The organism is Aerococcus sp. BD502, from assembly GCF_057919555.1.
Genome location: NZ_CP147972.1, coordinates 1,796,218 through 1,810,620, shown reverse-complemented (window position 1 = coordinate 1,810,620; position 14,403 = coordinate 1,796,218). Strand labels below are relative to the sequence as shown.

The 14,403-nt window shown below is 40.8% G+C and carries 14 protein-coding genes and 1 other RNA gene; 4 read left to right on the top strand and 11 right to left on the bottom strand.

The genetic code is table 11. The features are described 5' to 3' along the window. Nucleotides 1-62 precede the first annotated feature (62 nt). The 4 genes from rpsU to hisS all read right to left on the bottom strand — a co-directional run bounded on the left by rpsU (nt 63) and on the right by hisS (nt 3,912). Nucleotides 63-236, bottom strand: a complete 174-nt coding sequence (rpsU, locus tag WF803_RS08655) for a 30S ribosomal protein S21 (protein WP_489611070.1) — start codon at nt 234-236, stop codon at nt 63-65. Between the two features lie 83 nt (nt 237-319). Next, entirely contained in the window at nt 320-754 is a 435-nt protein-coding gene (locus WF803_RS08650) for a Fur family transcriptional regulator (protein WP_489611069.1), read from the bottom strand. A gap of 86 nt (nt 755-840) precedes the next feature. Next, nucleotides 841-2,610: an aspartate--tRNA ligase gene (gene aspS, locus WF803_RS08645; protein WP_489611068.1), complete on the bottom strand. Its 1,770-nt coding sequence runs from the start codon at nt 2,608-2,610 to the stop codon at nt 841-843. Nucleotides 2,611-2,634: 24 nt separating this feature from the next. Continuing rightward, nucleotides 2,635-3,912 (bottom strand): histidine--tRNA ligase, encoded by a 1,278-nt coding sequence (gene hisS, locus WF803_RS08640; protein ID WP_489611067.1) that lies wholly within the window; start codon nt 3,910-3,912, stop codon nt 2,635-2,637. A gap of 346 nt (nt 3,913-4,258) precedes the next feature. Here hisS and WF803_RS08635 point away from each other — a divergent pair, with 346 nt between their 5' ends. After that, on the top strand, nt 4,259-5,605 hold the full coding sequence (locus WF803_RS08635; protein WP_489611066.1) for an N-acetylmuramoyl-L-alanine amidase: 1,347 nt from the start codon (nt 4,259-4,261) through the stop codon (nt 5,603-5,605). On the opposite strand, the gene WF803_RS08630 is transcribed toward WF803_RS08635, so the two are convergent. The 4 genes from WF803_RS08630 to prmA form a co-directional block, all read right to left on the bottom strand. Further along, entirely contained in the window at nt 5,589-6,101 is a 513-nt protein-coding gene (locus WF803_RS08630; protein WP_489611922.1) for a transposase, read from the bottom strand. The two genes, WF803_RS08635 and WF803_RS08630, sit on opposite strands and share 17 nt — an antisense overlap. Nucleotides 6,102-6,684: 583 nt before the next feature. Next, nucleotides 6,685-7,134: a D-aminoacyl-tRNA deacylase gene (gene dtd / locus WF803_RS08625; RefSeq protein ID WP_489611065.1), complete on the bottom strand. Its 450-nt coding sequence runs from the start codon at nt 7,132-7,134 to the stop codon at nt 6,685-6,687. 16 nt (nt 7,135-7,150) lie between these two features. Continuing rightward, nucleotides 7,151-9,358, bottom strand: coding sequence for a RelA/SpoT family protein (locus WF803_RS08620; RefSeq protein WP_489611064.1), 2,208 nt, complete (start codon nt 9,356-9,358; stop codon nt 7,151-7,153). 75 nt (nt 9,359-9,433) lie between these two features. After that, a complete protein-coding gene (gene prmA / locus WF803_RS08615) occupies nt 9,434-10,354 on the bottom strand; it encodes a 50S ribosomal protein L11 methyltransferase (RefSeq protein ID WP_489611063.1) in 921 nt (306 codons plus the stop codon). A 115-nt stretch (nt 10,355-10,469) separates the two neighbouring features. Here prmA and gpsB point away from each other — a divergent pair, with 115 nt between their 5' ends. The 3 genes from gpsB to WF803_RS08600 all read left to right on the top strand — a co-directional run bounded on the left by gpsB (nt 10,470) and on the right by WF803_RS08600 (nt 12,399). After that, nucleotides 10,470-10,838, top strand: a complete 369-nt coding sequence (gene gpsB / locus WF803_RS08610) for a cell division regulator GpsB (RefSeq protein ID WP_489611062.1) — start codon at nt 10,470-10,472, stop codon at nt 10,836-10,838. 36 nt (nt 10,839-10,874) lie between these two features. Beyond that, an RNA gene (rnpB, locus tag WF803_RS08605) (RNase P RNA component class B) lies at nt 10,875-11,214 on the top strand. A 63-nt stretch (nt 11,215-11,277) separates the two neighbouring features. Continuing rightward, on the top strand, nt 11,278-12,399 hold the full coding sequence (locus WF803_RS08600) for a THUMP domain-containing class I SAM-dependent RNA methyltransferase (protein ID WP_489611061.1): 1,122 nt from the start codon (nt 11,278-11,280) through the stop codon (nt 12,397-12,399). Here the strand turns inward: WF803_RS08600 and WF803_RS08595 are convergent. From WF803_RS08595 to accD, 3 genes are read right to left on the bottom strand one after another with little or no spacing between them, the layout of a single operon-like run. Further along, a complete protein-coding gene (locus WF803_RS08595; RefSeq protein ID WP_489611060.1) occupies nt 12,378-12,791 on the bottom strand; it encodes a ribonuclease HI family protein in 414 nt (137 codons plus the stop codon). The genes WF803_RS08600 and WF803_RS08595 overlap by 22 nt on opposite strands. 17 nt (nt 12,792-12,808) lie before the next feature. Beyond that, nucleotides 12,809-13,591, bottom strand: a complete 783-nt coding sequence (accA, locus tag WF803_RS08590; RefSeq protein WP_489611059.1) for a carboxyltransferase subunit alpha — start codon at nt 13,589-13,591, stop codon at nt 12,809-12,811. A gap of 9 nt (nt 13,592-13,600) precedes the next feature. Next, nucleotides 13,601-14,392, bottom strand: coding sequence for an acetyl-CoA carboxylase, carboxyltransferase subunit beta (gene accD, locus WF803_RS08585; protein WP_489611058.1), 792 nt, complete (start codon nt 14,390-14,392; stop codon nt 13,601-13,603). Nucleotides 14,393-14,403: the final 11 nt, after the last annotated feature.

Genomic DNA, 14,403 nt, shown 5'->3' with positions numbered 1-14,403 from the left:
AGCAAAGCTATATTTTTTAACAAAGAAAAAACCCGGAATTCCTCCAGGTTTCTTCGACCGAATTAATATCTACGCTTACGAGCGGCTTCTGATTTTTTCTTACGTTTCACAGAAGGCTTTTCGTAATATTCTCTTTTACGGTATTCACGAAGTGTGCCTGATTTAGACACGTTACGCTTAAAACGACGAAGAGCGTCATCTAATGATTCGTTTTTACGTACGACTGTCTTACCCATTAAGATTACCTCCCCTCGTCTACATTCATTTTCGATTAGGAAAATGCTACATTCCTCATTATATCCCTCAAGCGCCCCACACGTCAATTACTTTTTTCTTTTAAGCAGTCTTCACAAAGGCCAAATAAGCGAAAACTGTGCTCATTAATTTGGCAATTGGGTAAAAGATTTCGAAACTCTTCCAGTGGGCATTCCTCAATAGGGATTGTTTTCCCACACTGCGTACAGATAAAGTGATGGTGGTGGCCCATTTGGGGATCACAATGCTTGCGATAACAAGTTTCATTATTAATATCTTGTGCTTCAATAATGTTTAAGTCTGTTAATATTTTTAGGTTCCGGTAGATAGTATCTAAACTAACGCCACTTGTTTCCTGTAGAACTTCATCCTGAACTTCTTTCGCACTTTTATAGTGGTCATCCTCATGGTTAAAAACATCTAGTAAACTTCGTCTCTGGTTGGTCACTTTGTACCCAGCAGAGGTTAATCTTTCTAAGGAATCTTCGATAAATCCCATGACTCATTCCCCCTAGTGCTTTCAAGTATAGCACATACCTTGAGCACTGCAACGGATTAGATTAGCGGGACAGCTATTTAGCCTGCTTAGTCAATATCAATCCGATTAATCGCGAGGCTCAGTTCATTAAGTTGTTGTTCGGATACTTCACTAGGTGCGGAAGTTAATGGATCAATCGCTCGGCCATTCTTAGGGAAAGCAATGACTTCACGAATATTCTCTTCTTCGGCAAGAATCATAATTAAGCGATCCAAGCCAAGGGCTAAACCGCCATGGGGTGGGAAGCCATACTCCAAAGCTTTTAATAAGAAACCAAATTGCTCATGAGCACGTTCTGGGGTGAAACCTAAAGCCTTGAACATTTTTTCTTGCAAGTCACGTTCATGAATACGAATCGAGCCTCCACCAACTTCATAGCCATTGAGAACAATATCGTAGGCTTTGGCATAAACTTTTTCAGGTTCTGACTCTAAAAGTTCCACATCGTCGTCATTAGGGTGAGTGAATGGATGGTGCATAGCTGTCAGACGATGCTCCTGTTCATCATATTCAAAGAGTGGCCAATCAACAACCCACAAGAAGTTAAAGGTACTTGGATCTTGTAATTCAAGCTCACGGGCAAATTTCAAACGAATTTCTGCTAAACTTTGGTGAACAATGCTACTTTTATCTGCTAGGAAGACCAAAATATCCCCTGCTTCGGCATCCAAACGTTCTTTGAGTGGTTCAGGCTTGTCCTTAAAGAATTTGCCAATTGGACCACTAAATCCATCTTCAGTAACCTTAATCCAGGCGACTCCTTTGGCCCCATAAGTTTTGGCAAAGTCAGTCAGGCTATCAAGGTCTTTCCGGGAGTATTTTTCTGCCGCACCTTTAACGTTAATAGCCTTCACCAAGCCCCCGTTCTCAACAGCTTGATTAAATACTTTGAAATTATATTCCCCGACTAAATCAGAGATATCAACTAATTCTAAGCCAAAGCGGGTATCAGGCTTATCCGTTCCAAAACGCGACATAGCTTCATCGTAAGTCAAAATAGGGAAAGGTTTGTCATAAGTTAAACCCTTGATTTCCTTCATCACATACTTCAACATACCCTCAACAAGGTCGCGAATTTCTTCCTGATCCAAGAAAGAAGTTTCCAGGTCAACCTGTGTAAATTCGGGCTGACGATCTCCTCGTAAATCTTCATCTCTAAAGCAACGAACAATTTGGTAATAACGATCAACACCACTTGCCATCAGCAGCTGTTTAAATAGCTGTGGCGACTGCGGCAAGGCATAAAATTCGCCGCCGTGAATACGAGAAGGAACTAAATAGTCCCGTGCTCCCTCAGGGGTGGATTTAGTCAGATATGGCGTTTCAATATCTAAAAAGTCGTGTTCGTTGAGGTAAGAACGCATAGCGCTAGTGACTTGATGGCGGAGCATTAAATTATTCAGCATTTTAGGCCGACGTAAGTCTAAATACCGATACTCTAAACGAATATCATCATTAACATCCCCGGCATTTTCAAGTTGGAATGGTGGTGTTTTGGCTTTACTTAAAATTTTTAGCTCTTTAACCATGACTTCAACATCGCCATTCGTTAATTTCGGGTTAATCATCTCTTCGTCTCTCTCAACGACTTCACCCGAAACTTCAATAATATATTCAGAACGTAATTCTTCGGCAAAATGGAAATCTTCCCCAAGATTTTCGACATTCATGACGACTTGAACAAAGCCTTCACGATCCCGCAGGTCAACAAAAATAACACCGCCAAGGTCGCGACGCTTTTGTACCCAGCCGGATAGATGAACAGTTTCTCCAACCCATTTTTTGTTAATTAAACCGCAATATGTTGATCGTTTCATTCATTAATCTCCTTTTTTATGATATTACTTTAAGTAATTTTTAGGTTCCTGGCAGAAGTTTTCTAGAGCTACTGGTGACTCTTCTCCTGAGGACATTTCCTTGAGCGTTAGTTGGCCACTTTCTAATTCTTTAGAGCCAATGACTAGGACATATTGGGCTCCTAGGCGATCCGCTTCACGGAACTGTTTTTTGGCTTTCCGATTGAGGAAGTCGCGCTCCACAATAATTCCTTGACGGCGTAATTTTAAGAGTAACTTCATCACAAAATTTTCGGTTTCTTCGCCAATGCCAACGATATATAAATCAGGTCGCTCTACTTCGGGAAGCGCTACTTTTTGAGCTTGCATTAACAAAAGCAAGCGTTCAAAACCAATACCGAAGCCAAAGCCAACACTATCATCTTTCCCTTCAGAAACTTCTTCCACGAGGCCTTCATAATTACCACCCCCACAAACGGTTAATTCTCCGTTAAAGACTTCATCATGGGCAATAATTTCAAAAATTGTCTCTTGGTAGTAATCCAAACCACGAACAAGATTAGGATCAAGCATGTAAGGAATATCTAGAATGTCCAGTAAATTTTTTAAACGTTCAAAACGGTCCTTAGAAGCTTGACTCAAATAATCTTCAATCTTCGGTGCCTTAGCAAGGAGTTTTTTATCCGCTTCATCCTTGGAATCTAAAATTCGTAAGGGATTCACCTCTAAACGATTTCTTGAATCTTCACTAAGCTGCCCTTTAAGAGGCTTAAAGTAAGCAATAAGGGCCTCACGATAACGTTGCCTTGATGCTTCGTCTCCTAAAGAATTAATATGTAGCTCGAGATCCTTCAGTCCTAATCGTGTTAAAAATTCCCAGGCCATCGCAATGATTTCTGCATCAACTGTCACCGCATTAACGCCAAAACTTTCCACCCCAATCTGGTGAAATTGACGCTGGCGGCCACTTTGAGGACGCTCATAGCGGAAGAATGGGCTAATATAATAAACCTTGTAAGGCTTGGGGTATTCAGGGCCATAAAGCTTATTTTCGACAAAGGCTCGAACAATTGGAGCTGTCCCCTCCGGTTTTAAAGCCAGGTGTCGATCGCCTTTATCTTTAAAATCATACATTTCTTTAGTGACAATATCTGAACTCTCCCCCACACTCCGGTGAAATAGTTCAAACTGCTCAAACATTGGCGTCCTAATTTCAGCGTAACCAAATTGCTTAAATATTTTTCTGGCTACTCCTTCTACATATTGCCAAACCCCAATATCGGAAGGCAAAATATCAGCGGTGCCTTTGGGTTTTTGAATCATGGAGTCTCCCCTTTCTGGTCTAATTTGTATACCAATAAAACAAAAACCCTTATTCCTATTTAGGAATAAGGGCGAGATTCGCGGTACCACCTTAATTTACTAGTCAAGCTACTTAAAGAGATAACGGATCAACCGGACTTGGCCTCCTCAAGAGTGTCCCTAAATTCAATGCCAAGGAGCCCCTCTCACCACACGGACTTCGCTAAACCTCAACAGAAAATTTGTCTCTTTCATTGGATTTCACAAATATTATACTCATTATCTGAACAATAGTCAACTTTTACAACGCTTCCTATTGCGCTTTACGCGAATTGCCGGTAGAATTTATGATGGAAAGGAGGCAGCCATGCCCAACCATCTCAAGACTAAACGCGGCAGCTATTTACTATTTTTATCTGTATTATTAGGCCTTATTTTATGGACTAGCTATTTACTCTATGAAACCTATCAAGAGTCCCTTAATACCGTTGACCACACCCCTGTGAATGTACGCTCTGGTCCCGGCCTAACCTATGATATTACCGGTCAACTTACTGTGGGCGCACCGTACCAATTGATCAGAGAACAAAATGGCTGGTACTTAGCACGATATGCTGATGGGCTGGGCTGGCTGCCTAACTGGATTCATGAATCAAAAGAAAATCTACAAAGGGTGGGCATGATCGGTACGGTCTTGCCTAAACGTGCCGCAATTTTTAAAGGTAGTCAACCGACGGACCGTATCGCAGAAGTCGCCAAAAATGATAAATTAACCATTCTACACACCCAAAAGCAATGGGTCCAAGTTCAATTCGAAGATAAAACCGGCTGGATCGAGCAAAAATATCTTGATATTAGTCAGGGTACGATCAACAATGCCTGGCAAGAAACAACCCCGATTGAAGATACAGAAGAAATAAAGAAATTCTTGGCCAAGTATAATTTTGAAGTCCAAGCAACGACAGAAGGGGTTAACATTCGTGAAGCTCCTAAAACGGACGCTCCTGTAGTTGCTAAAGGAAAGCAAAATGAAAAATTTGCCTACTTAGGACAAGAAGGCCCCTTCTACCATATTCGAACCATTAATGGTCAAGAGGGTTACATCGCTAATTGGTTAGCCAAGTCAAACAGCAAAGCCATGAAGAAGCTCGCTGAAAAAAAACAAGCTACGACTACCCTAGCCCAAAAAACAATTCTACTTGATCCTGGTCATGGGGGAGAGGATCCGGGAGCCATCAATGAAGACAAAGGTCTTTATGAAAAAAATGTCGCTTTAAAATCCACACTCGCATTAAAAGAAAAACTAGAGGAGGCAGGCGCAACGGTTCTACTTACCCGCGACCATGATGAGACCGTGAGCCTTGATCGGCGAGTAGAAATAAATAATGAGCAAAAGCCAGATCTTTTTATTAGTTTGCACTATGACGCAGCTGAGCAGGAGGTTTATTCTGGATCAACTGTTTATTACTACCACGACAGCTCAATTCCTTTAGCAAAAACAGTTCAAGACCAGCTTCTTGAAACTCTGCCAATCCCTAATAATGGTATTCAATTTGGAGATTTTCAGGTGATTCGAGAAAGCGAAAACCTCGGTTTATTATTAGAACTGGGTTATATGAGTAACCCCAATGATGTCAGCAAATTTAATCAAGAAACCTACCAGCAAAAAGTAGCTGAAGCTGTGTATCAGGCTCTCGTTATTTACTTTCAATAAGACAAGGGGTTGGGAAATAAGTCACCCCAAATAATAAAAAATGCATTGAAGCTATCCATATTTGGCTTCCTTCAGTGCATTTTTTACCTTTAGAGAAATGATTACGAAGAGCCTCTGTTCTTCGCCGAGCTTTAAGGGCTAATTTCGTTAAATTCATGCTCATCAGCATCATTCCGATATCATTATATACGCTTTGTTTGCCTCTCACATGTGTTCTGCGCATACCAAAGACACCTTTCATCCGTCCGAAAACGGTCTCTATGTCAATTTTACGTTGCGCATAGATTTCTTTTCCAGGTGTGCTTTCTAAATTCTCTTTTGCTTGGTGCTTAAAATATTCCCAATTAAGATTGACCGCCGTCTGGCGCTGACGTCCTGTCGGAGTTTTCGCAAGCTCATTTAAACGGTCATCCATTTGTTCAGTATCGGCTTGATAAACTTTAAATTGCCTTTGGAAACCGTTTTTATCTTTTAGAGTCCGATAATGTGAAAAAATAAAATGGACGCCATCTAAATCCGTATAGGAATCTTCTATCTCATCATACTGCCAGTTCTCACGATGTTTAGGATTGTTTCGATATTTTTTACTTTGTTATTTATGATACATGCTATAAGGAATCAAGGGAATCTTATCAAAGTCGTCAATAATCGCCATATCATTCTCTTCACTCCAATAACCCGCATCTGCAACAATATATTGGAACCGATCAAGCGTTGGGCTTGCTTTTAAAAACGGAATGAGGGTACGCGTATCGGTAGGGTTCGGGAAAATATCAAAGTCAATAATATATTGATGACTTGAAGCAACTTGAGATTATAGCCAGGCTTTAACTCCCGTTTTTTCATGGGGTCTTCTTTCATACACATGAAGGTGGCTTCGGGGTCCGTTTTTGAAAAGCTGTTTCCATTGTGGTATAATTTTGATACAAAGCGATTTCCTCCTTCGGTTTGCTTACCTTTTATTATAAGGCTGGAACTCGCTTTGCCTTTATAAAATATCAACACGCATCAATTTATTTTCGAAATAAATTGATGCGTTTTTTATATTCTGGGACTGAGTTTTTTCCCAGCCTCTTAGTTTAATTCTCCTGACTATCAAGAATGATGGTGAAAGGACCATCGTTAATCGATTTTATGGCCATGTCAGCCCCGAATTCCCCTTCTCGAACCGTCAAGTGATGCTCAGCGCGCAGACAGTCATTAAGATCGGCATAGAGCTGTTTTGCGTAGGATGGTTCAGCAGCATCGGTGAAACTTGGTCGATTGCCCTTTCTCGTTCGGGCATAAAGGGTAAATTGAGAAATCGATAGTATATCGCCCCCCGCATCGTGAATGCTTAAATTCGTTTTTCCCTCTTCATCAGCAAAAATTCGCATACGACTAATTTTTCGAGCCATATACTTCACCGTTTCCTGATCATCTGAATCATGAACTCCGACATAAAGTAAAAAGCCTTGCCCAATCTTATTCACAAGTTTACCAGCAATTTCAACTTCAGCGCTTTTAACGCGTTGAATAATAACTCTCAAAATAAGCCTCCCTTAATTAATTCATGGTTCGTTCAACAGTATAAACATCTGGAATCGATTTAATTTTATCCTTAATTAAAGTTAAATCTTGCACATTTAAAATTCCAATTCGGACAATAATTTTTGCCGTGTGCGTTTGTGGATCGATATTTCCATTAATATTGGAGATCGTTTTTGTCAAAGGACTTAGCACTTGAATAATTTCATTCAATAGGCCATTACGTTCATAGCCGGTGATGGTTAGCTCAACATCATAGACCACGTCCTCGGAATGATCTTCGTCCCATTCAACTTTAATTAAACGCTCTTGCATATTTTTATTTTTAGTAATGTTGTGGCAGTCCTTGCGGTGAACTGAAATTCCCCGCCCCTTAGTAATGTAGCCAATAATATCATCACCGGGGACCGGCGTACAACAGTGGGCTAAGCGAAAGAGCATATTATCAGCGCCCTCAACCAGGACCCCATCTTTATGTTTGACCAACATCGCTGGTTTAGCTTGTTCCTTTTTGCTGGCTAGGGCTTTCTCTAAATTCTCCTCTTGCTCATCTTTTTTAAGGAGGTCCGCTGCTTCCATAATCCGGTTAGCTACTGCCGTTGTGGATAATTCATTAAAGCCGATAGCTGCATAAAGATCTTCCATAGAATGAACATTAAAGCGATCTTCCAACTGAACTTGCAGATCTTTCGTCAGGACATCCTTGAGCACATAATCCTCTTTACTAAGCTTATGTTCCAGCGCCTGGCAGCCATCATGGATAGCCTGCTCACGATCTTCTAGTTTGAAGAAACGTTTAATTTTATTCCGCGCTCGATTAGTTTGCACAAATTTAATCCAATCTCGGCTGGGGCCTACTGAATTTTTAGACGTGAGTATCTCAACAATATCTCCATTTTTGAGACTATGGTCTAGGGGCACAATTTTATTATTCACCTTTGCGCCCACTGTTTGATTACCCACCTCCGTATGGATTTGGTAGGCAAAGTCTAACGGCCCAGCACCTTTGGGTAATTCTTGCACATCGCCTTGCGGTGTAAAGACATAAACCTTATCTTTAAAGATGTCTTCCTTAACGGCATTAACAAAATTTTTAGCATCGCTACTATCGTGACTGAGATCTTGGATTTCTTTGAACCAGGCAATTTGCGCATCTAAAGTGTCTTGCTTAACCTTCTCTTTGACACCCTTTTTATAGGCCCAGTGAGCAGCCACCCCGTATTCAGCAACCTCATGCATTTCAAAGGTTCGAATTTGAATCTCTACCGGAGACCCCTTATCCCCCATCACCGTGGTATGAAGCGACTGATACATATTTGCCTTGGGCATGGCGATATAATCCTTAAAACGTCCTGGCAATGGTTTCCAAGTCGTATGTGAAATGCCCAAAACAGTGTAGCAGTCCTTCAAAGTGTGGACAATAACACGTATAGCCAGCAAATCATATATTTCTGAAAAAGGTTTTTCCTGCTCCTTCATCTTCCTGTAAATGGAATAGATGTGTTTAGGGCGCCCATAAATCTCATAACCCTCTTCAATTGAATCTTTAAGTTGCTTCTTCAACTTTTCAATAAAATGTTCAATATATTTTTCTCGCTCGTTACGCTTAGCATTCATCAAATGAACGATCGAATAATATGCCTCGGGATTCATATAACGAAGGCAAGTATCTTCTAGTTCCCACTTGATCTGATTCATCCCTAGACGATCCGCTAATGGCGCATAAATTTCTAAAGTTTCTCTCGAAATTTGGATCTTTTTCTCTAAGCGATGCCATTTCAATGTCCGCATATTATGCAAACGATCCGCCAATTTGACCATGATAACACGTAGATCATTGGCCATGGCAAGCAACATTTTTTGATGATTTTCAACCTGCTGCTGTTCCTTCGAGCGATATTTAACCTTACCTAATTTCGTGACACCATCCACTAAGGTGGCAATCGTTTTTGAAAAGAAATATTCAATATCGTCAAGACTGATTCCAGTATCTTCTACCACGTCATGAAGAAAACCGGTCGCTACTGTATCCGGGTCCATTTTTAACTCAGCTAGAATGGCAGCTACTTGTGTGGGATGTATGAAATAAGGTTCCCCCGATTTTCGCCGCTGGTCTCGGTGGGCCCGTTCTGAGAATTTAGCAGCCTTAATAATGAGGTTAACCTTGTCCTCAGGCATATATTCCCGACAAAGCTGAATTGTTTCTTCTTTTGTATAATTTTTCATTTTCGACACTCCGATCACCACCCATCTCTCACCAGTATAGCATAGGCCAGCTTTTTTCAGCGTATTGAAGACTAGCTAAGCTTTTTTAACTGCATAGTAGGCATACCAATCTCCCATTTGATTTTTCTGTTTAATAATAAAATTTTCTTCTACTAATGACTCTTCTAAAGTTTCTGTACAATCAGTATAAACACCAGACAAAATAATTCGGCCTTCTGGGAGTAAAACTTCCCACATATCAGGAAGTGCAGGAATTAAAATATCAGCTGTAATATTAGCTGTTATTAAATTAAATTTCTTAGGTAGCTCCCTTAAATGATCACGAGTCACAAAAGTTATATTCTCAATCCCATTCTTATGGGCATTTTTCTTTGCAGTGGCCACGGCAAAAGGATCGATATCAATTCCCAATACGCGACGGGCACCTAGCTTCTGAGCTACAATGGCTAAAATACCAGAACCTGTACCAAAATCAAGGACATGATCCTGCTCTGTAAAATAGTTTTCCAATAGCTGTAAAGCCAAAACAGTCGTCGGATGATCACCTGTTCCAAAAGCCATCTCGGGATCTAAATAAATCGAAATACCATTTAAAGCTTGCTCTCTTTTTTGCCAACTCGGAATAATATGTAAATGACTACTAATTTGAATTGGCTGGTAGTATTTTTTCCATTCGGTGGCCCAGCTTTTATTATCTTGATTTTTGATTGATATAAGATGATAGCTGTTAGGGGTTAGGCATTTATGCAACAATTCCTTTAAAGCCTTCCATTGCTCTTCAAAATGATCTATTGCATAATAAACCACAATCTGAGGTTTTTCGGGTAATTTTACTCTATTTTTTTCAAGCTTTAACCGACCATATTGCTCGGGAAGTTGATCAAATTGTTCCCTGGAATATGTTGCCGTACCCAGAGCTCCTGATTCCATGCATAATTCCTCAAGCCATTCTTGATTTTCAAGCTCCGTTTCAATAATCACTTCGATATAATCCACCATGATGCTCCTTATTGACAAAGTTAAGTATTTGTTTATATATTAACATACGAATCATGAAAAAATGCGCTAGCTTTATGCTATAATGAACATTAGATATAAATGAGGTGTAAGCATGACAAAAAGGATTCTCTCCGCAAAAGATATTTTAGAAAAAGAGTTTAAACCAGCGATTCGTGGCTTCAATATGAAAGAAGTTGACGAATTTTTAGACAAAATTATTCGCGACTACGAATCATTTGAAAAGGAAATTAGTTTTTTAAATGATGAAATCGAACGTTTAAAAAGAGAGCAAAAAAATGGTAAGCAAAACGCACTAAATCGAGGTGCAATAAACTATAAAACAAGCAATCATACCACAAATTATGATATTTTAAGGCGCTTATCAAAATTAGAAAAAGCAGTGTTTGGCAGCCAAGCTTTGGAAGACCAAAATGCTTCCCCAAAGGAAGCAGATAACACCATGATCTACTCAAAGCATTAGACAGAAAGATTTTAAACCGCTATAATTAGACTTGCAGATTCTGGGTAACTGCGGATGGCAACATCTGAGGAAAGTCCATGCTCACACAAGCTGAGAGGCTTGTAGTGTTCGTGCTTAACAAAACAATAAGTTAAGGGTGAAAACGGCGGATAAACTAACTGCGTGCAGTTATAGTAGTCCTGAAAGTGCCACAGTGACGAAGTCAACTTGGTGACAAGTTGAGTGGAACGGGTAAACCCCACGAGTGAGCAACCCAAACTAGGTAGGGGCACTTGCCGATGGGAACACAACCAAAAGCAAGGCAGTATATGCAGATAGATAGTTACCAACTATTGTTTTGCCTCAAAACAATAGGAACAGAACATGGCTTATAGGAATCTGCAAGGAGGCTTTTACAAGAGGGTCTCCCTCTTTTTTTATTTGACCAAGGAGGATAAAGATGAGATTCGATTTACTTGTGCCTTGTGCCAGTGGCCTAGAAGGCTTGGTGGGCAAGGAAATTAGACATTTAGGTTATGACTGTCAAGTCGAAAATGGCGCTGTCCGTCTCGTTGGCAACGAGCATGATATTGCCAAATTAAATCTTCATTTAAGAATTGCCGATCGAGTTAAAATTATCATGGGGACTTTTAAGGCCACCACTTTTGATGAGCTATATGAAGGTGTACGAAAACTAGCCTGGCAAGATATTCTACCCATGGATGCCAACTTTCCAGTCAGTGGTCGCTCTATTCGTTCCAGCCTTCATGCTGTCCCTAGCTGCCAAAGCATCACGAAAAAGGCCATTGTCGATAAGATGAAGCAAATTTACCACCGGCAAGGTAAACTACCAGAAAGCGGTGCTAGCTACCCCGTTGAGGTGAGTATTCGAAAAAATAAAGCCATGCTGACCGTCGATACAACAGGAGACAGTTTGTTTAAACGTGGCTATCGACTGCATAAAGGCCCTGCGCCCTTGAAGGAAAATATGGCAGCTGCCTTGCTTGCTTTGACAACCTGGTTCCCCAATCGACCTTTTGCAGATCCTACCTGCGGTTCTGGCACCATCCCAATTGAAGCAGCACGCTGGGCAATGAACATTGCTCCCGGTCTCAACCGCACATTTTTATGTGAAGATTGGCGCAATTTCCCTGCAGAAAGCTTTGAAGAACTGAGAGAGCAAGCAAAAGGGAGTGTTAATCATGATATTGAATTGGATATTTTGGCTGCTGATATTGATCATCGGATGATCGCTATTGCGGAAGAAAATGCCAAAAAAGCCGGCGTCCACCAGCAAATTCACTTTAAGCAAATGCAAGTTGCTGATTTCACGACCGACCAAAAATTTGGCATTATGCTTTGCAATCCTCCGTATGGGGAGCGGCTTGAAAATAAGGATTCCGTGCATAAACTCTATCGCACTATAGGAAATGTTTTCCGACCGATGACAACTTGGAGTAAATATATTCTCACTAGTGACTTAAAATTTGAAGATTATTACGGGGCTAAAGCAACAAAAAGGCGTAAATTATATAATGGTAAATTAAGGACGGATCTGTTTCAATTCTGGGGAGATAAATAAGACATTTGTAGTGCCTGCTTGGCTAATTGATCAGCCCCTAAATTATGCTGATCAGCCAGCCAAGAAAGATAAAAATGAGGGAAAAAAGCGAGTTCTTCTAAAACCTGCCTTAAAATGACCTGGTAATTTTTTCGTTTTAAATAGCCACGCTCCACCGCTTCAACTAAAACCTGACTATCACTATAGCAAAATATAAATTCGTTTTGGTAGCCTTCCTCCTTTAAATAGTCTAATAAAAATGCTAAGGCTTGAAATTCAGTATAATGATTATCAACGGCAGGGATTACCGGTGCTTTTAATTGCTCTTGTTGGGCATCTTTTAAGAGCACTAGGCCAACCCCTGCTTTTTTTGTTTTAGGATTCATCGCCCCATCAATATAAGCCTTAATCATCCCATATCCCTCATCCATTAGTAATTCCGATACTTAAAATAACGCTGTTGTTGTATTTCTGCGGGTGTGAATTTTTTTGCTTTCTGCAGGACTTGAGTGATATCTTTTTTTAATTTTTGGAAGAAATACGTCTTAGAGCCGCCTGAATAGATTTGCCGATCAATAACATTTAATTGCTGCAAGTCTTTCGCCGTCAATTTCATTACCTCACTGGCTTCCCGCCATAATTTAGCATCCTTCCATAAAATGGCAGCAAAGCCTTCTGGCGAAAGCACTGAAAAAGTTGCATCATCGAGCATCCAAATTTGATTACATGCGCACAATGCTAAAGCTCCTCCGCTACCTGCTTCCCCTACTATCACCCCTAAAGAGAAAACAGGAAGATCAGCCAAGGTAGCTAATGCCTCACTGATCGCTTGGCCAATTCCCCGATTTTCTGCTTCATCATCACAGTAAGCCCCAGCTGTATCAATAAAATTTAGCACTGGTCGATTAAATTTCGCTGCCTGTTTGTAAAGTCGAATAGCCTTACGGTAACCTTCAGGATGGGGAGAACCAAAATTGTGATACTGTCGTTCTGAGAGGTTTTGTCCCTTCTCAGTCGCCACAATCGTTACGGTTTGACCATTAATTCGCCCAAGACCGCCAATAATAGCCGGATCGTCCTGATAAGCGCGGTCGCCATGGCATTCAAAAAAGTCATCACAAATAGCGTGGATGTAATTTCTTGCTGTGGGCCGATCATTGGCTCGAGCTTTTTGCACAATTTGGGCTGCGCGAAGATGTGTATTTTTTGGCATGCCGACCTCCTAATGGTGCCAAGCTAGCAAATTTCCTAAAACTGTTTTTAATTTAGGCCGAGGAACCACTTGATCAATGAAACCATGTTTTAATTGGTATTCAGCCGTTTGAAAATCCTTAGGCATCTTCCGATGAAGGGCTTGTTCGATCACCCGACGTCCCGCAAAGCCAATTAGGGCTTCCGGCTCAGCCAAGATGATATCTGCAGCTTGTGCAAAACTCGCACTGACACCTCCCGTGGTGGGATCTGTCAAGACGGCAAGATAAAATAGTTTAGCGTTCGCATGTTTTTTGACCGCCTGCATCGTCTTAGCCATCTGCATTAAACTGATCGTGCCCTCTTGCATACGGGCACCGCCACTTGCTACAAATAAAACAACAGGTTTCTTCATTTTGAGCGCTTCTTCAAACAATAAAGTAACCTTTTCCCCTACAGCTTGTCCCATAGAGCCCATCAAAAAATGAGTATCCATAATTCCTAAGTAGCAGGGTTCAGCAGCGATTCTTGCCTGACCCGTCAAAATGGCTTCATCTTCCTGTGTTTTTGCTCTTAAATGAGTTTTTTTATGCTTATAGCCAGGAAAGCTTAACGGATCAAAATCCTTCTCCTGCCTAAATAATTCCACGAAAGAATCAATATCAGCAATCTGTTGTAAACGCTCCCTCGCTTGTAAGCGAAAAAGATAATCACAAGCTGGACAAATTTTATAGGAACCTAAATCCTCATCAAGAATGATCTCCTGGCAACGTGGGCATTTAAGCCACATGCCATTGGGGATATAAGGCTTGTTGGTATTCATACGAAAATATC